The sequence below is a fragment of the Moryella indoligenes genome (assembly GCF_030812885.1).
In the GTDB taxonomy this organism is placed as follows: Bacteria; Bacillota; Clostridia; order Lachnospirales; family Lachnospiraceae; genus Moryella; species Moryella indoligenes.
Genome location: NZ_JAUSTO010000009.1, coordinates 1 through 18959, shown reverse-complemented (window position 1 = coordinate 18959; position 18959 = coordinate 1). Strand labels below are relative to the sequence as shown.

The following is an 18959-nucleotide window of genomic DNA, read 5'->3' as shown; positions in this document are numbered from 1 at the left end:
GGAAGGCAAAGAGGCGTTCCGGTGCAGAGACAGGGGAGAGCACTGCCGACATTCGCCGTGTGCGTCCCGCAGATTGACAAAGCGCGGGGCGGAAATTACAATGGTCAGGTATACTGAAGTATAAGAGGTGGTAGAGATGGAGTACGATTTTAAGAAAATTGAGCCGAAGTGGCAGGCGCGATGGGAGAATGAGAAGGTATTTCACGCGGAAGATTTTTCTGAGAAGCCAAAGTTCTACGGTCTGGTGGAATTTCCTTATCCGAGTGGCGCAGGAATGCACGTCGGTCACATCAAGGCTTATTCCAGTCTTGAGGTAATTTCCAGAAAGCGGAGAATGCAGGGCTACAACGTCATGTTCCCGATCGGCTTTGACGCATTCGGTCTGCCGACGGAGAATTACGCGATCAAGACCAACACGCACCCGCGTGAGATCACGGATCAGAATATTGCGAAGTTTTCTGAGCAGCTGAAGCGCGTAGGCTTTTCCTTTGACTGGGATCGCGTTGTAGATACTTCAAAGGACGACTATTATAAGTGGACGCAGTGGATTTTCTTAAAGCTTTTTGAGAAGGGACTCGTGTTCCGCAACAAGACACTGGTGAATTACTGCCCCTCCTGCAAGGTGGTGCTCTCCAATGAGGACAGCCAGGGCGGCAAGTGCGATATCTGCCACAGTGATGTGGTTCAGATGTCGAAGGACGTGTGGTACTTAAAGATTACGGAGTATGCGGACAAGCTTCTAAACGGCCTCGACACCGTGGAGTATCCGGAGAACATCAAGCAGCAGCAGGTGAACTGGATCGGAAAGTCCACCGGTGCCTTTGTCGATTTTCATCTGGAGGGCATTGACGAGAAGCTTGAGATCTACACGACGCGCTGCGATACGCTCTTCGGTGTGAACTTCATGGTCATGGCTCCGGAGCATCCGCTGATTGACAAGTATGCCGGCCGGATTCAGAACATGGACGCGATCCGCAGCTATCGCGCGGAGTGTGCAAAGAAGACAGAATTCGAGAGAACACAGCTTGTGAAGGAGAAGACCGGACTGAAGATCGAGGGGATCGAGGCAGTCAATCCGGTGAACGGCAAGAAGATTCCGATTTTCCTTGCGGATTATGTCATGATGGGCTACGGAACCGGTGCGATCATGGCAGTTCCGGCGCACGATCAGAGAGATTACGATTTTGCGAAGAAGTTCGGCGTCGATATCGTTCAGGTCATCGAGGGCGGAGATATTGAGAAAGAGGCCTACACAGGCGACGGAATGATGATTAATTCCGAATTTCTGAACGGATTCACCAATAAGAAGGACTCGATCGCGCGCATGCTGGGATTCCTTGCGGAGAAGGGAATAGGTCATGCGGGCGTACAGTTCAAGATGAAGGATTGGGCCTTCAACCGTCAGCGCTACTGGGGCGAGCCGATTCCGTTAATTCACTGCCCGAACTGCGGAGTGGTTGCGGTGCCCTATGAGGAGCTGCCGCTGCGTCTTCCGGATATGGAGAACTTCCGTCCCGGTGAGGATGGACAGTCGCCGCTCGCAAAGGTGGAGTCCTTCGTGAACTGCAAGTGCCCCAACTGCGGTGCAGACGCGAAGAGGGAGACAGACACCATGCCGCAGTGGGCAGGCTCCTCCTGGTATTTCCTCCGTTATTGCGACCCACATAATGACAGTGCATTTGCGGACAGCGAGAAGCTGAAATACTGGATGCCGGTCGACTGGTACAACGGCGGCATGGAGCACGTGACGCGCCACCTGATCTACTCCCGCTTCTGGCATCATTTCCTCTATGATCAGGGGCTGGTGAACACAGCTGAGCCCTATGCGAAGAGAAGTGCGCAGGGCATGATACTCGGTGCAGACGGAGAGAAGATGTCAAAGTCCCGTGGAAATGTTGTCGATCCGCTGGATATTGTGAAGCTCTACGGCGCAGATACGCTTCGCGTCTATGTGCTCTTTATGGGTGATTACGGCAGTGCCGCTCCGTGGAATGACAGCTCGGTGAAGGGCTGCCGAAGATTTCTGGACCGTGTCGCGGCGCTCACGGATATTATGTGTGAAGATCGCGTCAGGGAGCTGGAATCCGGTCTGCATAAGGCGATCAAGAAGGTGTCTCAGGACATCGAGGAGCAGAAGTACAATACGGCGATTGCCTGCCTCATGAGCTATATCAATGAGATTGGAAAAGTCGGAAAAATCGGCAGAGCACAGCTCATCGACTTCTTAAAGCTGCTCTCGCCCTTTGCTCCGCACATCTGCGAGGAGATCTACGAGACCATCGGCGGAGAAGGGCTGCTCGCAGTTGCGTCGTGGCCGGTGTACGATGAGGCGAAGACGGTCGATGAGACAGTGGCGATTGGCGTCCAGGTGAACGGCAAGGCAAGAGCGGTTGTGGATATTCCGACCGGCTGTGAGAAGGAGGAGGCGCTGCGCATCGCGAAGGAAAACGATAAGGTGGCGGCTCAGCTTGCGGGAAAGACACTGGTCAAGGAAATCTATGTGCCGAATAAGATCATCAACTTTGTGGTTAAATAACGAGGAAAGACTCCCTGCGCTTTAGCAGGAGGAGTCTTGACGAGAAAACCCATTGAGCGGAAGCGAGATGGTTAAATAACGAGGAAAGACTCCCTGCGCTTTAGCAGGAGGAGTCTTGACGACAAACCCCATCGAGCGGCAGCGAGATGGTTAAATAACGAGGAAAAGCTCTACGCGCTTGCACAGACGGAGCCTTGACGAGAAAACCCATCGAGCGGCAGCGAGATGGCAGGGAAATCAGCGGAGGCGCGGTTTTTCCGGGCGTGAACGTCCGGGCCGCGCCTGTCTTTTGTACTGGTGTAACTGCGTGAATTTCCCCATGTAGCGGAAAAAAACGTAAAAATAGAATTGACAATCCAGCGCTTAACAGGTATACTACCGTGGTGTCAAGAAATGCTCAAAAATCGAGGCGTGGCTCAGTTTGGTAGAGCGCAGCGTTCGGGACGCTGAGGCCGCAAGTTCGAATCTTGTCGCCTCGACTTACAGCTTTTGCTGTACAAGCTTTGGCTTTTATGTTATACTGTTCAGGTCATTCAAGTTTTAGTAAGGCCGATTGGTCAAGAGGTTAAGACGGAGCCCTCTCACGGCTCAATCCCGGGTTCGATTCCCGGATCGGTCATTTCTGTAAGAGCTTATTTGTCTTGCAGATTTTGTTTCCCGCTTTGCTGTATTGCGAAGATTTTCGAGGCGTGGCTCAGTTTGGTAGAGCGCAGCGTTCGGGACGCTGAGGCCGCAAGTTCGAATCTTGTCGCCTCGACTTACAGCTTTTGCTGTAGTTTCAGTTATACTGTGCTGCACAGACAGAGCGGAGCTATTTCAGTAAGGCCGATTGGTCAAGAGGTTAAGACGGAGCCCTCTCACGGCTCAATCCCGGGTTCGATTCCCGGATCGGTCATTTTAAGCTTTTGTAGCGCAGTTGGTAGCGCAACGCATTCGTAATGCGTGGGTCGCCGGTTCGAGTCCGGCCAAAAGCTTTCAGTGTTTTTAAGAGAAAACCACGGAAACATAAGGGTTCCGTGGTTTTTTATATGCGGTAAAATGCGGTAAAACGTGGTCAAATGTGTGGGGTCAAAAAGGGGTCAGAGGGGGGCTTTTTGAACCCTCGTGGGGTCAGAAAAGGGGTCAGGAAAAAGTGCCTCATACGGACAAAAAAGGAAGCCGTCAGGCTCCCAGTTTTTTTAGTTTTGCTTTTGTCTTGGCGCGCGCGTCGGTGGTGAATGCTTTTGCTTGGGGTGGAGAGATTCTCTGGCATAGTGCCGCCGAGCTCTTTAATGGTTTCTCGTACTTTTTGTCCGACCTTAAAATGGGTTTGATTGGCAGCGGCTTTGCCCTGAATATTCTCCCGGCGCAGCTTTTCTTCGGTCTGAGTGGCGCGAAAGAGGTTTGCAGCCAGCTCCGTGCTGCCCATGTAGTCAAGAATGTTTTTCTTTGGCTTCAAACCACGGCGCTCTCTGATATCCTGTGCTTTCAAACCGCCATATAAACCCATGTAACCGTAATTCTGGAAGATAGCATAATCTTTAGGATCAATAACCCCTGCATTATGCGCGGCATCGGCGAGCTGTCTGTTGTGGTGTTTCATTTCTTTTCGAATGGCCATGCGCTTCTGATCTTCGCTGAGCTGCTCATAGTTATCTATGAGTTCCTGCTGCCGGGTCTTCACTGCGAAGTAAGATTGCCCGAGAGCGATAACTTCTTTGCGAGGGTCTCCGTTCATGACAATAAGGTAGCAGGCATAACGAGAAAGTTCTATATCTTGTATTTCTCGATCAGCGACACCTAAATGTAGCATTTTGCCGACGTCGGCAAAATGGTCAGAAACGTCAAAACCACTTTCGGAACAGGATATTTTTGCGCGTTCTATAGCTTCCGAAAATCTTCTCCATTGCACATATTCAAGAACTTTCTGCAGTTCTCTTGCATACCAAAATTCCTGTCCGTATTTATTGATGTGCTTGATACGGTCAAATGTGTTTTCGCTGTACTTTTCTAAATTGTTCATTTCGATTGCTCCTGCTATCGTAAGATAAGGATTGCAGAGAGTACGGGAAAGATCACAGGGGGATATCTACATGATGTCGGACTTGCGATTAGTACTATGGCTGACACCGCCCCAGATCACGCATTTGATCGCGAAGTTCAGAAGTGTTTGATGGAAGAGATGGTGGCAGAAGAGAATGAGATTGATGAAGATCCATCATGGATATATGAGGAGAACGAATAATGATTAGACCTTGAGTTCTTCGGCCGCGCCTACTTTCCTCACTACTTCACAAATGGTCCTATGTCAAGAAAAAGTACAAGTTAAAAATGACCTTGCTCCTATGTAATGATATTCAGCCCGCAATTTTGAGTGATTTCTCCAGTTTCTCCAGGAATTCCTCCTCATACTGATCCGGCGATAGATAATTACAGTGGCTATGAATCCTTACCGTGTTGTAGAACGTCTCTATATATTCGAATACAAGACGGTAAGCACGCTGATAATCAAGAATCACAAAGCGATTGAGCCATTCTCTTTTGATTAGCGCATGGAAGGACTCTATGCATGCGTTATCCCAGGGATATCCCTTTTTGGAGTAACTGTTTATGAAATCAACTGTTGCTTCCTTGAAGGCATCTGAAACGTACTGTGTTCCGCGATCATTATGAAAAACGAGCGGCTTATCAATGCGTCGTTTCTGCTTTGCAAGATTGACACAATCAACGACGTGCTGCGCATGGAGTGTTCTGCTAAGAATCCAGCCGATGATTTTTCGTGAAAACAGATTCATAATGCTGGTCAGGTACACAAAACCATTGACCGTAACAATGTAGGTGATATCAGAGACCCACACTGCATTCGGCTCCTCTGGATTGAATTGCTCATCCAGTATGTTTTTCAGTTTTAAACTGAAATCAGGATCAATAGTGGTATGGGTAAACGGCTTGATCCACTGGGCTTTGATTCCCATCTGGCGCATGTAGATTCCAACAGTCCGTTCTGCGATTGCTTCTCCATCCTTATTTAGCTGCTTTGTGATTTTGGGCGCCCCGTAGTTTTGATGAGATTTATCATATATTTCCTGGATTTTCTGTTTCATAGCTTCCCGACGCTTTTCAGTATCGGAAGGCTCACGTTTCTTCCAGGGATTATAACCGGAGCGTGAAACACCAAGATACTTCAGTATCCCGCTGACAGAGACCCGGTGTTTCACCGGAGACTGATGTACTTCCTCCACGTATTCAGCAGTTGCTGTGTAGACGGCCAGTGTCAGTTTCCCAGGACACCGATGGCTTTTTTTAATACTTCAAGCGCATCCTTGGCATCACGAAGTTCTCGCTGCAGCCTGGCGATTTCCTTTGCCTCGTCGCTGGAATAGTTGCCAGTCCCCCGGGTTGGGACTTTTCCTTCGTTCTCCTTTGACTTCTTGATCCAGGTCTTCAGAGCGGAGATGCTGATGTTGAGGTTGCTTGCTGCTGCCTGGTAGGACAGCTCTGGATGCTCCTTCTTGTATCGAACGGCATCCTCCTTGAACTGTTGTGTGTACGCTGTTCCTTTTGCCATGGCCCATTCCCTCCTGTCCTTTCATGGTACATGATTAACAGGGAAAAGGTCATCCTTATTTTGTACTATTTATATGCTAGCTCCAGTATAAGCATTATCCCATCATTATCTCCGACTCCTCAGAGCAGGCGGAGGGCTTTCTTGAAAACATCCGCGTGGAGTTTGAGGAGATTGGCTTTCTCCGGGAGGACTTCGGAGACCTGCGGGGAAGGTGTGGCGCTCAAACGTGCTCGTGACCGGCACGAACATAAAAATCGAGGCGATAGGCTCCGGAAAGAAGATCAGAGGAAGAAAGCACAGGAACTGGAGACCTGATCTTCTGGTGCTTGACGACATCGAGAACGATGAAAACGTCAGGACGATGGAGCAGCGAAGAAAGCTTGAGAACTGGTTCTTAAAAGCTGTCTCAAAGGCCGGAGACAGCTATACGGATATCATCTACATCGGGACGCTCTTACACTATGACTCGCTCCTTGCACACACCTTAAAGAATCCGGGGTACCGGGCGATCAAGTATAAGGCTGTGCTCTCCTTTTCAAAGGAGTATGAGCTCTGGAAGAAGTGGGAGGAGCTCTACACAGATCTTGACGATGAGGAGCATGAGAAGACAGCGCTTGCCTTCTTTGAAGAGAACAGGAGAGATATTCCTGCATGAGTTCACGCACAAGGATCACTGGGAGGTGGTCGAAAGATTTTATAACACAAGCCGCGAAAAGTATGGTACGATCGAGACAGCAAAGAGTGTGCTTGAGGAAGACTTGAGGAAGTATGTCAAGACTCAGAGAGCCAAAGATCCTCTTTATGTAGCACGAGTTGTAAGCAGGAATGCTTACTCCGGCACTGAAAGAGAAAATTTGAATGAGCTTGTGGCAGATGGCAAAGTGCTAATGGAGCGCGGAGAGCTTAAGGACGCAGAGCTTGCAAGACTGATAGGAGGTGTGCTGAAATGATGCGTATGCCGACAAAAGAAGAGAGAATGCTGGAAGATAAGGTCTTTCCGTGGCTTAGAGACGACCCAAACTCTGACAGCCTTAAATCCATTTTAGCACCGGAAGCGCCAAAGGACGTGCAGCACGCCTACAGACGACTGGAAGAAATCTATGCAACACTTCCAACATTGGGTTAATAATTCAGTAACAAAGCACCCTCCGGGGTGCTTTTAAAATACCAAAAACAGAGCTTTAAACGCCTTTTAACTTAAGTTAGAGGGCGTTTTAAATTGCAAAAATGAAGGAGGATACTATGGGAAACGATGGTAACGAGAAGGTACTGGAAAAGGCCGTGACAGAGGGACAGGTGGCGGCGGGAGGAACGGAGGGCGCTCCGGGGAGTAAAGAGGAGAAGCTTAACGCCTTTCAGAAGTTCATGAACTCACTCTTTGGAGAAAAGAGTGAGGAGGCCGATGACGCAAAGAAGGCTGAGAGCACGGAAAAGAAAGAAGACGAAAAAAGGCTGAGCCCGAGAAGACCTTCACACAGTCGGACATCGACGCGGCGATCAAGGCCGCGCGGCAGAAGTGGGATGCAGAAGCCGCGGAAAAGAAAAGAGTTGAAGGGCTGACGCCGGAGGAGAAAGAGAAGGAGGAGCAGAAAAAGAAGGACGTAGAGCTTAAGACGCTTCGGGCGGAGCTCCTTAAGAAGGAGCTTAAGGAGAAGGCAGTAAAGAGGCTGCAGGAGTCCGGCGATCCGATCGGCCTTGCGGAGCTTTTGAATTACGGAAGCGAGGAAGAAATGGAAAAGAGCTATGAGCACACGTTAAAGACCTTCCGCGGCTGCTTCTCTGCTGCGATCACGGAGAGGCTTAAGGGAAAGACACCTGAGGGACTCGGGAAGAGTGCAGCAGGCGAGAGCCTTCTGCGGGAGGAGATCGCAAAGAGAATCAGAGGGTAAGTCGGGAAATTACATTTTATACTTTAAAAACAAAGGAGAAAAAACATGGCAAGTTGGAAGAGAACTTTGACCGCGTGAGGAACATGGAATCGGTGTACGCGCTGACCGGAAAAGAGTTCATTAAGAGCAATATCAAGCTGGACGAACAGGTGCTTAACGAATATAAAAAGATTGGATACAAAGCAAGGAATCCGGTTGTCGGGGAAGTAGAGCTGAACAAATCAGCCATCACAGACGCTATGAGCCATGCGTTGGGGAATAGATTCAGAGTCGCTGCATTTGCTGCAGTTCCGGATGTAATTGAAAAGGGTCAGGTGCTTTCTTATATTGAGAACTGGAAGGAAAAACCAGAGGATGACAGGGTTGTAATTGGTGCGCGAGTTACCTATGGCGGAGAAAAGGCTTTTGAAATTGTTGTGGCAAAGGTTAAGACAAGGACGAATACGTTATATTTGCAGGATGTCCAGTTGCAAAGAGAGGACTCCGGGTTCCGGTCCGCCGCAGCTGGAAATAACCAACCCGTCACGGATACCGGTTTCTTGGAGTCCTCTCTTGAAGAGAGCTCCGAATCCCGGTCCGCCGCAGCTGGAAATAACCAACCCGTCACGGATACCGGTATCTTGGAGCTCTTTTATTCCAGTATATTTAAGAAGCTGTTGAATGTCAATGATGTTTCGCCGGAATACAAGAATATCATGGTCCTTCATGAAGACTATGATTATAAGAATCAGTACAAAAAATTATGAGGAGGATAAAAGGTGATAAGTAACAGCGGTCACGATGAGCACGGCAGATATAGCGGCGGTGTGGCGGGAGATCAGACCGGAAAGGAGTGGGCGGAGATCCCGTGGTACAATCGCCCGTGGACGCACATCGTTCGCTTTAAGGAGCCGCGGCAGCGGCAGTATATCGCGGCGCTGGCAAGAGAGGCGGCGGGCAACAACATGATTGGCTACGATCAGAACCAGCGTACAACCTTCTGGCAAGAGTTGAGGATGTCGGGATATCATCCGGCACAGATAAGAAAGCCCTGTGAGGCTGACTGCTCCGCGGGAGTGGCAGCAATCTGCAAGGCGGTGGGTTATCTGATCGGAGATGAAAAGATGCAGCAGATCAGTCCCGACATGTATACGGGAAATGAGGTCGCTGTGCTCCGCCGGGCGGGGGCAGAAATTTTGACAGAGGCAAAGTATCTCCGGTCAGATAAGTATCTGTATGCCGGGGATATCCTGCTTTGTGAAAGACATCACACTGCGATTTGTATCACAGATGGAGAAAAGGTACAGACTCCATACTATACGGTCGGATGGCATGAGGATGAAAAGGGCTGGTGGTACGCCGACACGACAAAGACCTATTATGCTGACAGATGGGCACTGATCGAGGAACGCTGGTATCTCTTCGGTTCTGATGGCTATATGCTGACCGGCGTGCAGGAGAGGGATGGCAGACTGTACTACCTGACAGAGACAGGGCCTTGCAAAGGAGCCTGCTGCCGGACGGATGAGAGCGGCGCGCTGATAGTCTGGGATGTGTAAATCATAACTGAAGAGTTCAGAAAAGTGGTCAAAACAGCTACAAACCTTATAAATACGTTGTTCTGAAGGCATTCGTAATGCGTGGGTCGCCGGTTCGAGTCCGGCCAAAAGCTTTCAGATCAGAACCTCAGAGCGATGCTCTGGGGTTTTTGTTATGCAGCAGGCATAGCAAGCAGGCGGACTCCTCTTTCCGTAGTGGGGTTGTTCCATAAAGAAAATGTTATCATTTTCCTTGTTATAGGCTATAATAGGACAGGAATCAGGATGACGGGTACAGACAGAGAACAGGTGCATCCAGGTCACATAAAGCAGCAGATGTTTTCAGAGCAGCTGAAAAGGAGTAAGGTATGGACAATCAAGAGCTTAAGAAGTGTGCGCTGGAGGTGCGTAAGGGAATTCTCGCTTCCATTCATGCGGCACAGTCAGGACATCCGGGCGGATCGCTCTCAGCTACAGAGCTTTTCACCTATCTCTATTTTGAGGAAATGAATATTGATCCGAAGGAGCCGCAGAAGGCTGACCGGGATCGCTTTGTGCTCTCTAAGGGCCACTGTGCGCCGGGACTCTACGCGACGCTCGCGGAGCGGGGCTTTCTTCCAAAGGAGGATCTGCTGACACTCCGGCACACGGGCTCCTATCTGCAGGGTCATCCGGATATGAAGCATACGCCGGGCATCGATATGTCAAGTGGTTCGCTGGGCCAGGGGATCTCCGCGGCAGTCGGCATGGCTGCCAGCGCGAAGATATATAAGGATCCCTATCGTGTCTATGCTTTGCTCGGCGATGGAGAGCTTGAGGAGGGCGAGGTCTGGGAGGCGGCCATGCTCGCCGGCTTCAGAAAGCTCGATAATCTTGTTGTGATTGTTGACAATAACAATCTTCAGATTGATGGCCCGATCACAGAGGTGAATTCTCCCTATCCGATTGACAAGAAGTTTGAGGCCTTCAATTTTCATGTGATCAATGTGGCGGATGGAAATGATTTTGACGCTCTGCGCGCTGCTTTTAAGGAGGCGAGAGGCGTGAAGGGCATGCCAACTGCCATTATCATGAAGACTGTGAAGGGGAAGGGAATTTCCTTTATGGAGAATCAGGTCGGCTGGCACGGCAAGGGGCCGAATGATGCAGAATATGCGGCGGCGCTCGCAGAGCTCAAGGAGGCAGAGGAGACATTATGACAGAGGTAAAGAAGATCGCCACGAGAGAGAGCTACGGAAGAGCGCTGGCGGCACTCGGCGCGGAGCATGAGGATTTTCTGGTGCTTGATGCGGATCTCGCGGGCTCCACAAAGACAGCTGTGTTTCGCAAGGCATTTCCGGAGCGTCATATCAACTGTGGTATCGCAGAGCAGAATATGATCGGCGTTGCTGCGGGCATCGCGGCAGCGGGGAAGGTCGCTTTTGCAAGCTCCTTTGCCATGTTTGCAGCGGGACGTGCGTTTGAGCAGATCAGAAATTCTGTCGGTTATCCGCAGCTGAATGTGAAGATTGCTGCAACACATGCGGGTATCTCTGTGGGAGAGGACGGAGCAACGCATCAGTGCAATGAGGATATTGCTCTGATGAGAACAATCCCGGGCATGGTTGTTATGGTTCCTGCGGATGATGTTGAGGCGGAGGCGATGGTTCGTGCGGCTTATGCGCACAGAGGACCTGTCTACATGCGTTTCAGCCGCCTTGCGACTCCGGTGCTGAATGATCCTCAGAATTATCATTTTGAGATCGGCAGGGGAATCACCATGCGCGATGGAAGCGATCTGACGATCGTTGCGACCGGACTTACGGTTTCTTCCGCGATAGAGGCCGCAGAGGAGCTTCATAGGGATGGAATCAATGCGCGCGTGATCGATATTCATACCATCAAGCCGCTGGATCGCGAGCTGATTCTGAAGGCCGCAAAAGAGACCGGAAAGATAGTAACGGTAGAGGAACATTCCGTGATCGGCGGACTGGGCGCGGCGGTCTGCGAGCTGCTCTCTGAGGAGCTTCCGACTCCGGTAAAGAGACTGGGCATCAATGATTGCTTCGGCGAGTCGGGTCCTGCAAAGGAGCTCGTCGCAAAGTATGGTCTGGATGGAGCGGGTGTCTATAAAAGTATAAAGGCCTGGCTCCAGAAATAACAGGACTGACGGGAGCTCATGTGAGAGACTTAAAGAGCCCTGAAAAGGGAGGTGGGCAGGTACGTCTGTACCTGCCCAAAGTATATGAAAAAAGTATTGGCAGCAGCTGTATTTGCCTGCTGTGATTATTATAGTACAGGGCAATCATGTTGTTTTCGTGTGCGCCAGGTTAACAGTTTTTAAAACAGCTGTGAACAGTTTATGAAGGAGAGTTTCATGTCGGAGAAAATACTGGTCACCCGCTCGTCGCTTCCACCCTTTGAGGAATATGTGGAGGAACTGCGCTCGGTCTTTCATTCCCATTGGCTCACCAACATGGGGGAGAAGCACCAGCTTCTCGAGCAGAGACTGAAGGAGTACCTTGACTGCGAGGAACTGTGCCTGTTTCAGAACGGTCATTTGGCGCTTGAGCTCTCGCTGGAGGCGATGGGAATAGAGGGAGAAGTGATTACAACGCCCTTTACCTTTGCTTCTACAACCTGGGCCATTCTTCGTGCAGGCTGTATTCCCGTGTTCTGCGATATAGACCCCGACAGCTATACCATGGATCCGGCAAGAGTGGAGGCTCTGATCACAGAGAGAACCAGCGCGATACTTCCGGTTCATGTTTATGGTCAGCTCTGTGATGTAGCTGCGCTTCAGGATATTGCAGACAGATATGGTTTGAAGCTGATCTACGACGCAGCCCATGCCTTTGGAGTGCGCTATCACGGAGAGAGCGCGGCAAATTTTGGAGATCTCTCCATGTTCAGCTTTCATGCCACCAAGGTCTTTCACACAATTGAGGGGGGCGCTGTCAGCTTCCGGAATCCTGCGCTCCGGGATCTCCTGTTTCGTATTAAGAATTTTGGAATTCAGGAGAATGAGACCTACTGTGTGGGTGGAAATGCAAAAATGAATGAATTTGAGGCTGCGATGGGACTCTGTAACCTGCGTCATCTGGATGCTGAGATTCAGAAGCGCGGAGGAGTGTACCGGCGCTATGTGGAGCGTCTCTCAGATGTACAGGGACTTCAGCTGCCAAAATTAAGGAAGGGTACGGAGCCAAATTATGCATACTTTCCGCTGCTGTTCGATTCACTTCGCTTTGGAGAGGACAGAGATGTGGTCTGCAGGCGTCTCAACGCAGCGGGGATCTATCCGAGAAAATATTTTTATCCCTGCACCAATGCATTTTCTTTTGAGCGGGAGATCAAAGCACAGCCGGGAATTCCGCAGAACCCATTGCTCACGGCAGAACGCTTCAATCCGGCAGCGACGCCAATCGCAGAGAGAGTCTCCCGACAGGTGCTCACGCTCCCAATCTATGCGGAGCTGGAACTGGAGAGTGTAGACAGGATCTGTGACCTGATACTGGAAGGGCACGGATAAATTTGGACGCCCTGAATAAAAACAGCAAAGAGTAACGTTGAATAAGCAGAGTAAATAATAATTATTATAGAAGCTGCAAGCTATCACATAGAAGCCTTACGGCTTTGTGTGCCGTGCGGGGAATGAAAGGAGAGGGCTTGAAGCCGTCTGATTGTACGGAAGTCAAATCATTTGCGGATAATTTGAGAAGCATGTTGCTGCGTCACACACTTCAGAGAACCCTGCAGCTGGTCGTTGCAGGGATTTGTCTTGTGGCGGCTGTCGTGCTGAGCTGGGGAGTTCGGAGGAGTCATCAGGTTAATGCGTCTGTACGGAAACGAAGCACAGAAATATTGGCCGAATATCAGGGATTACTGGAGCGGATCGCTGCCGTGGAGGAGAGAGAAATAAACAGGATCTCCAGCACATGGCAGCATATCATACTGGATGATTATTATGAAACCGTATTTCAGCAGGGGCTGGCTGCCGACCTGTACCTGCTGGATTCAGAAGGACGGCCCTACATCAGCAGTGAGGGTTACATCTCTGAGGAAGAGCAGAGTGCATTCTCCCGGCAGTGGAAGCTGTCTCCTGCGGCATATGACAGTTCTGCACTCCAGATTTCGATTCTGAAGGGAGAAAAACGTTCCCTGATCATGGCAAAGCCCATCTATGACGGAGAACACATTTCGGGCTTTGCTGTGCTTCATATCAAGGAAAAGGAGTTCAGTCGGCTCTGCTCTGAGGAGGCAATCAGGATAGTGCTGACGGATACTGACGGATGGGCGCTTTCGCCGGATTCCAATAAACTGCTCAATGCGATTCATCAGCTGAGAGAGGAGCTGCTGGGGAAAAAAGGCTTTTGCATAGCCAGGGATGGGATATACTATGTAGTTTCAAGCGATCTGATGCATGGCGATTTGCGGCTGTACGCCATATGGAATCTGACCCATGCTGCATTTTTGATGGGAATTATCGTTTTTTTTATCCTGTTGATTCTGATACTCATACTGATTTTCAGCCGTATCAGCTCAAAACAGCTTGCCGCTGCCTTTTCTGAGGATATACTGGTGCTTCAGGATGCACTCCACGCCGCCTGTGACGGAGATCTGAGCCGCACGGTAAATATTCACAGCAGTACAGAACTTCAGAGTATAGGCGAAAGTTACAATAGCATGCTTTCCAGTCTGAAAAAGCAGATGGCAGATAATGAAGCGCTTGCACAGGTTGTTGCAGACGAACAGGTAAAACAGCTGGGAAAGCAGTTTACCGCCCATTTTCTGTTCAACACCCTGGATAATATTCACTATATGTGCAGAAGCTCACCTGAGCTTGCTGAGAGCATGATTATCTCGCTGTCCGATCTGCTGCGCTATAATACGCACAGTCCCAACGAAAAGGTGAGCTTGGCAGAGGATATGCACTATATAAAGACGTATCTGGATATTATCAGGATACGTTTTCAGGAGGCTTTTACCTATGAAATTCAGATGGATGGAGCTCTGGAGGACTACATGATTTTGAAGCTCCTGCTTCAGCCACTGTTGGAGAATGCGCTGAAATACGGGCGAGAAAATCGAGATGTGCTGAAGCTTCTTATCCGTGTACGGAAAGAAGGAGATCAGATATGTCTGGAATGCAGGGACAACGGAGAAGGTATTAATCCGCCATTACTGAAGCGCATTCAGGACAATCTCTCAAAGCCAGAGAATTTCAGCTCTCATCTGGGACTCTATAACCTGCATCGACGCATTCAGCTGACTTATGGAAAGAATTATGGACTGTCGCTGAAAAATGAGAACGGACTGGTGGCATCTATCCGCATTCCAACAGAAACGGAGCCTGAGCTGTGAGAGAAAGAATGAAGATTGTTGTTGTGGAGGATGAATACTATGTAAGAAAAGGGCTGAGGAATGAAATTGACTGGGCCGCATGGGGCTGTGAAATTGTAGGAGAGGCGGAGAATGGCATGCGGGGGGTCGAGGTGATAGAGAAGCTGCGGCCGCAGCTTGTGATTGCGGATATTGAGATGCCGATGATGAGCGGCATCGATATGGTGAGGCAGCTGAAAATCAGGCGGGTTGAAGCAGAATATATTTTTCTGACCTCGCATCAGAACTTCACCTATGTATATCAGGCTATCAAGATGATGGTATGTGGCAATTCTTATGCAGAAAAACACACGAAGCAGAGGACGCTAAATTAGTTTCTTTACAGTCTGTATTTGAGTTAGATAATTCGATAGGAACTTTGGTAGAAATGCCTTGTGGATATTGTGCAACAAAAGAAAATCAAGAAGCTAAATGGATAATCAGAGAACTTTAAATCTAAATTTAACGGAAAGGGGTAAAGTTTTCTTTCTCAAATTGCTTGATAAATTTCTTCACTTCTTTGAACGTGAGGGGAAAACCAGTCTGGAGCTCATGCTGAAACGATGGTATGCCACATTGGAGAAGGAAGAAAATGAACACAAATCTTTGATATAAGGAATGCTGGAGAGGTTCCATATATTTTTGAGGCAAGAATTTATACCGGGGAGAATTTTACCCATTATCGTGCGTTTTTCCCAGATGCAAGCTATATCTATGAAATTTTTAAACAGTATTTGGAAGATCAAGCTATTTCCACACAGAATTGGCTGGACGTAACCGAAGAAGAATTTGCAGAAGATGAGGATGATGAAGAATAAATACCTGCGTTGGTTTATCAAGGCCATCAAGTTTATTGCGATAGCGATGATTCTGATTGTGCTTGTCCATGTGATCATCATCGCTGCGACTGTGTGGTTTTATGATGCTTTATGATGACTTAATTTTTAAAACGAAAAGGAGAACACTTATGGGGATGATAGCAAATTATCAATCCACAACAGATATTGAATTAGAAAAGTTTACGTGTCTTGATGATGTGGAAGAAGCACAAGAAGATGATAACGTAGAAATTTGTGACATTGATAAAATGTGGGATGCACTTCATTTTTTGCTGACAGGAAAATCTGCTAGTGAACCGATTGAAGATGATGTAATCAGCGAAGCGATTGTAGGACAGTTTAATATTTATGAAGAGGATTATATAGCTGGTACGAAATCGGATTGAGTAAAAGAAATCGCTAAGGCTTTGCAAGAGATTGATTTTGAAGCGTATCTAAATGAATTTGAGATGAGTGCTTTTCGCCAAAAGGAGATTTATCCCAATATCTGGGAATATGAAGAAGAAGCAGATGAAATCAAGGATGAGTTAAGAGACTCATTTGAGAGCCTGAAAAAATTTTATGAGAAAATGGCAGAGCAAGAAAAAGCGGAAGAGTGGCGAAAAGCATGGGCGGATATTACCAACAAATATTTGGAAGAAAATAATATACAGGAAAAAGTGGATCACCGTTCTTTTCAAAGGCAAGGCATAAAGCAAATACCGACCATTCATTTAGGCGTATCGGCAAGTCAAATGGAAAAGAAAGGTATAACCACCGATAGAGGAAACATTAACCGAGAAATCAAACATCAAAATGCGATTTTAAGAGAAATCTAAAGAAGAATAAAGGCATTACTAAATTGGATAAGAAGAATAGGAAAAGAGGAAAAAACAGAAAACGAGAATACAAAGCCCCCCTCCCATCCAAAGAAAATTTGCTGTCCGTTTTTGAAAATCTTATCCGTAAAAATGCATATAACCATAATACAGATTTAGAAAAATACATTGAAAGCTATCAGTTCTTAAAAAAGAAAAATATCACTTCCATATCTGAACTTAAGGAAAGCATAGTTACTTTAAGAGATAAGAACTATAAAACCACAAGAGCCATTAAAGGTACCGAAAAGAAAATAGATGATAGAGTACAACTTATCGACCAAGCTCAGAAATATTTGAAGCATAGAGACACCTATAAAGCCTGTGTCAAGTTAAGGAAAAGCAAACAAGATACTTTCTACAATGAACATACCGCAGAGATTATTTTATTTGAAAGTGCCAAGAAATATCTGAAAGAACATTTAGGAGAAAAAAAGACCCTAAATATATCCAAATGGAAATCAGAAATAGGCACTTTGAGGAAAGAAAAAGATATTCTATATTCTCAAATGACAGATATACGAAAAGAAGTGGAACAGGCTGAAAGTGTTAGAGGTTGTATAGATAAATTACTGCAAGAAAAGAGAGGATTAACACAGGAAAAGAAGAAAGAGTTAGAGGTATAAAATTAAAATAATAGTATGATACTAAACGAATTTTTGAGTGAAGAAATATGAATAAATATTGCATGCATGGTGAAAAATTAAGATTGACATTTGTATACAAAGATATATAATTCGTATGTAATTTTGTGCTTAAAATTAGATATACGTTAGTATCATTATTGTACTTTAAGGACGGTTGATTTTGGAGAAAATATATAGAAGAAGCCTAGTTGCGTTTATTTATAATTTAATAATAATGATTTTTGGAGTGCTTGTTGCATTTTTAATTTCCGGAGTAATTGGAGGATATAAAGTTGCAATTATTATATCGTCTATCATCATTATTTTGGTTGTAATAAGTATATTTAGGCAATTGAGAACTAAAATAATTATAAATGGAAATGGTTTATTAATAAACGATGGGAAAAAGGAATTTAACTATAATCTAAATGAAGTTCATATTTCTTCAGAACAAAGAAACAATGACTCGTTTTTCTTATATCTTTATACAGAAGATGGTAATAAGGAAATGTTTGATTTATCTTCGCTAGGAAAAAGAAAATATAATGAACTTATTGAAGATTTAGGAGTGGTTGGAGTAAAAAGCAAAACAATTAAATTAAATGATGTTAATAAAAATAATTAAAAGGGAGAATGAAAATGGAGAAATATTTAGAAGCATTTTTTTCAATGGGAGTATATGCCTATGTTGTGATTGCAATTTTTATATTAGCGGCTGTTTTTTCGTTTGTGTCAATTAAAATGAACAAAAATGCCTTAACTAAATGGTTAGCTGTACATCCTAATGCGGTGAAAATTGAGCTTTCTTCCGGAAATAATGTAATCACTCAAAAACAATTATATGCTAGAGTAATCAGTGGTGAAGCTGCTATTTTTAATGAAAAAGCAAAATATATAGTTTGTGCAGATCCAGGAGATATTGTTTTAGAAGTAACTTACACATATACTAGACCTGGAGTGTTACATAAAAACGTTACTACAACATGGGGACCTGCAAAAGTGGAGCTTAATGTTGAAAGAGGAAAAGACTATTTACTAAGTTTTGATAAGAAAGAAGAGCAATTTAAGTTATCTAGTAAATAATTATTTGATTGACTTGAGTTGAAGGAATAGCTATCGTCCAAAAATTTTGTATTAAAGATAGTTATCATTTAATATTATGTATCGGTTTAATTAACAGCAAATCAAACAGGTTTGCTGTTTTTTATTGTTCAAAATAAGGCGTCAATAAATAAGAAAAGGTACTTGACAAAACGCTTCATGGGGAACTCATGCCGACATCGCGCTCTGCTGGATCATGAGGCTGATGAACTGGTCAGGGCTGATAAGTACCAGCGCTCTGCTGAGCGCCAGGGATACCGTTCCGGCCATTATGATCGAAACTTTACGACTTCTTCGGGCGACGTCACCCTTCACGTCCCAAAGCTCAAAGGTGTTCAGTTCGAGACCGCCATCATCGAAAGATACCGTCGGAGAGAATCATCCGTTGAGGAAGCTCTTATCGAAATGTATCTGGCCGGCGTCTCGGTCCGCCGTATCGAAGATGTCACGGAGGCTCTCTGGGGTTCAAAGGTATCTCCGGGGACCATCAGCAACCTCAACAAGAAGGCTTATGAGCACATTGAAGAATGGCGCATGCGTCCCCTTTCAGGAGAATATCCCTACGTTTATGTGGATGGCATCTATCTGAAGCGTTGCTGGGGAGGCGAGATCCAGAACGTATCTGTCCTTATCGCTATCGGTGTCACTGAAGACGGCTACCGGGAGATCATCGGTGCTGCCGAAGG

20 protein-coding genes, 5 tRNA genes and 3 pseudogenes are annotated in these 18959 nt (G+C 46.9%); 25 read left to right on the top strand and 3 right to left on the bottom strand.

Annotated elements, in window-relative coordinates:
- Positions 1-136 precede the first annotated feature (136 nt).
- The 6 genes from leuS (at position 137) to J2S20_RS07905 (ending at position 3510) form a co-directional block, all read left to right on the top strand.
- Entirely contained in the window at positions 137-2536 is a 2400-nt protein-coding gene (gene leuS, locus J2S20_RS07930; RefSeq protein ID WP_307254801.1) for a leucine--tRNA ligase, read from the top strand.
- A gap of 405 nt (positions 2537-2941) precedes the next feature.
- Positions 2942-3015: transfer RNA gene (locus J2S20_RS07925), tRNA-Pro, on the top strand.
- Positions 3016-3083: 68 nt separating this feature from the next.
- A tRNA-Glu gene (locus J2S20_RS07920) sits at positions 3084-3155 on the top strand.
- Positions 3156-3219: 64 nt separating this feature from the next.
- Positions 3220-3293: transfer RNA gene (locus tag J2S20_RS07915), tRNA-Pro, on the top strand.
- A gap of 66 nt (positions 3294-3359) precedes the next feature.
- Positions 3360-3431: transfer RNA gene (locus J2S20_RS07910), tRNA-Glu, on the top strand.
- 6 nt (positions 3432-3437) lie between these two features.
- A tRNA-Thr gene (locus tag J2S20_RS07905) sits at positions 3438-3510 on the top strand.
- Between the two features lie 80 nt (positions 3511-3590).
- Here J2S20_RS07905 and dinD read toward each other — a convergent pair.
- From dinD to J2S20_RS07890, 3 genes are all read right to left on the bottom strand, one after another.
- A complete protein-coding gene (dinD, locus tag J2S20_RS07900; RefSeq protein WP_106612614.1) occupies positions 3591-4538 on the bottom strand; it encodes a DNA damage-inducible protein D in 948 nt (315 codons plus the stop codon).
- 334 nt (positions 4539-4872) lie between these two features.
- Positions 4873-5757, bottom strand: coding sequence for an IS3 family transposase (locus J2S20_RS07895; RefSeq protein ID WP_307254798.1), 885 nt, complete (start codon positions 5755-5757; stop codon positions 4873-4875).
- A 32-nt stretch (positions 5758-5789) separates the two neighbouring features.
- On the bottom strand, positions 5790-6083 hold the full coding sequence (locus tag J2S20_RS07890; protein ID WP_307254796.1) for a transposase: 294 nt from the start codon (positions 6081-6083) through the stop codon (positions 5790-5792).
- Positions 6084-6294: 211 nt separating this feature from the next.
- Between J2S20_RS07890 and J2S20_RS07885 the strand changes: the two genes are divergently transcribed.
- From J2S20_RS07885 to J2S20_RS07795, 19 genes and pseudogenes are all read left to right on the top strand, one after another.
- On the top strand, positions 6295-6738 hold the full coding sequence (locus J2S20_RS07885) for a hypothetical protein (protein ID WP_211292182.1): 444 nt from the start codon (positions 6295-6297) through the stop codon (positions 6736-6738).
- Positions 6707-7033 (top strand): hypothetical protein, encoded by a 327-nt coding sequence (locus tag J2S20_RS07880; RefSeq protein ID WP_106611980.1) that lies wholly within the window; start codon positions 6707-6709, stop codon positions 7031-7033. Before J2S20_RS07885 ends, J2S20_RS07880 begins: the two co-directional genes overlap by 32 nt.
- Complete coding sequence (locus J2S20_RS07875; RefSeq protein ID WP_106611979.1) at positions 7030-7209, top strand: hypothetical protein; 180 nt, start codon at positions 7030-7032, stop codon at positions 7207-7209. Before J2S20_RS07880 ends, J2S20_RS07875 begins: the two co-directional genes overlap by 4 nt.
- A gap of 116 nt (positions 7210-7325) precedes the next feature.
- Positions 7326-7643 carry a hypothetical protein gene (locus J2S20_RS07870; RefSeq protein WP_106611978.1) on the top strand — a complete coding sequence of 106 codons (318 nt, stop codon included), beginning with the start codon at positions 7326-7328 and terminating at the stop codon, positions 7641-7643.
- Positions 7568-7972: a capsid assembly scaffolding protein Gp46 family protein gene (locus tag J2S20_RS07865; RefSeq protein ID WP_106611977.1), complete on the top strand. Its 405-nt coding sequence runs from the start codon at positions 7568-7570 to the stop codon at positions 7970-7972. The genes J2S20_RS07870 and J2S20_RS07865 overlap by 76 nt, the downstream gene beginning before the upstream one ends.
- 53 nt (positions 7973-8025) lie before the next feature.
- Positions 8026-8718: a hypothetical protein gene (locus J2S20_RS07860; protein WP_106611976.1), complete on the top strand. Its 693-nt coding sequence runs from the start codon at positions 8026-8028 to the stop codon at positions 8716-8718.
- 12 nt (positions 8719-8730) lie between these two features.
- On the top strand, positions 8731-9510 hold the full coding sequence (locus J2S20_RS07855; RefSeq protein ID WP_106611975.1) for an endolysin-like domain-containing protein: 780 nt from the start codon (positions 8731-8733) through the stop codon (positions 9508-9510).
- Positions 9511-9857: 347 nt separating this feature from the next.
- Positions 9858-10688 carry a transketolase gene (locus J2S20_RS07850; protein ID WP_106611974.1) on the top strand — a complete coding sequence of 277 codons (831 nt, stop codon included), beginning with the start codon at positions 9858-9860 and terminating at the stop codon, positions 10686-10688.
- Entirely contained in the window at positions 10685-11629 is a 945-nt protein-coding gene (locus J2S20_RS07845; protein WP_307254790.1) for a transketolase family protein, read from the top strand. Before J2S20_RS07850 ends, J2S20_RS07845 begins: the two co-directional genes overlap by 4 nt.
- Before the next feature lie 216 nt (positions 11630-11845).
- Positions 11846-13000, top strand: coding sequence for a DegT/DnrJ/EryC1/StrS family aminotransferase (locus J2S20_RS07840; RefSeq protein WP_307254788.1), 1155 nt, complete (start codon positions 11846-11848; stop codon positions 12998-13000).
- Positions 13001-13191: 191 nt separating this feature from the next.
- A complete protein-coding gene (locus tag J2S20_RS07835) occupies positions 13192-14832 on the top strand; it encodes a sensor histidine kinase (RefSeq protein ID WP_307254918.1) in 1641 nt (546 codons plus the stop codon).
- Positions 14833-14840: 8 nt separating this feature from the next.
- Complete coding sequence (locus J2S20_RS07830; protein ID WP_307254786.1) at positions 14841-15185, top strand: response regulator; 345 nt, start codon at positions 14841-14843, stop codon at positions 15183-15185.
- Positions 15186-15282: 97 nt separating this feature from the next.
- Positions 15283-15465 carry a hypothetical protein gene (locus J2S20_RS07825; RefSeq protein ID WP_106612490.1) on the top strand — a complete coding sequence of 61 codons (183 nt, stop codon included), beginning with the start codon at positions 15283-15285 and terminating at the stop codon, positions 15463-15465.
- Between the two features lie 189 nt (positions 15466-15654).
- Positions 15655-15783: a hypothetical protein gene (locus tag J2S20_RS07820; RefSeq protein ID WP_307254784.1), complete on the top strand. Its 129-nt coding sequence runs from the start codon at positions 15655-15657 to the stop codon at positions 15781-15783.
- Positions 15770-16219 (top strand): annotated as a pseudogene (locus J2S20_RS07815) (YfbM family protein); the annotation flags it as partial. The gene J2S20_RS07820 and the pseudogene J2S20_RS07815, both read left to right, overlap by 14 nt.
- Before the next feature lie 45 nt (positions 16220-16264).
- A pseudogene (locus J2S20_RS07810) lies at positions 16265-17172 on the top strand (MobA/MobL family protein); the annotation flags it as partial.
- 181 nt (positions 17173-17353) lie between these two features.
- Complete coding sequence (locus J2S20_RS07805) at positions 17354-17797, top strand: hypothetical protein (protein WP_211292225.1); 444 nt, start codon at positions 17354-17356, stop codon at positions 17795-17797.
- Between the two features lie 14 nt (positions 17798-17811).
- Positions 17812-18255: a hypothetical protein gene (locus J2S20_RS07800; RefSeq protein ID WP_019214207.1), complete on the top strand. Its 444-nt coding sequence runs from the start codon at positions 17812-17814 to the stop codon at positions 18253-18255.
- Positions 18256-18459: 204 nt separating this feature from the next.
- Positions 18460-18959 (top strand): annotated as a pseudogene (locus J2S20_RS07795) (IS256 family transposase); the annotation flags it as partial.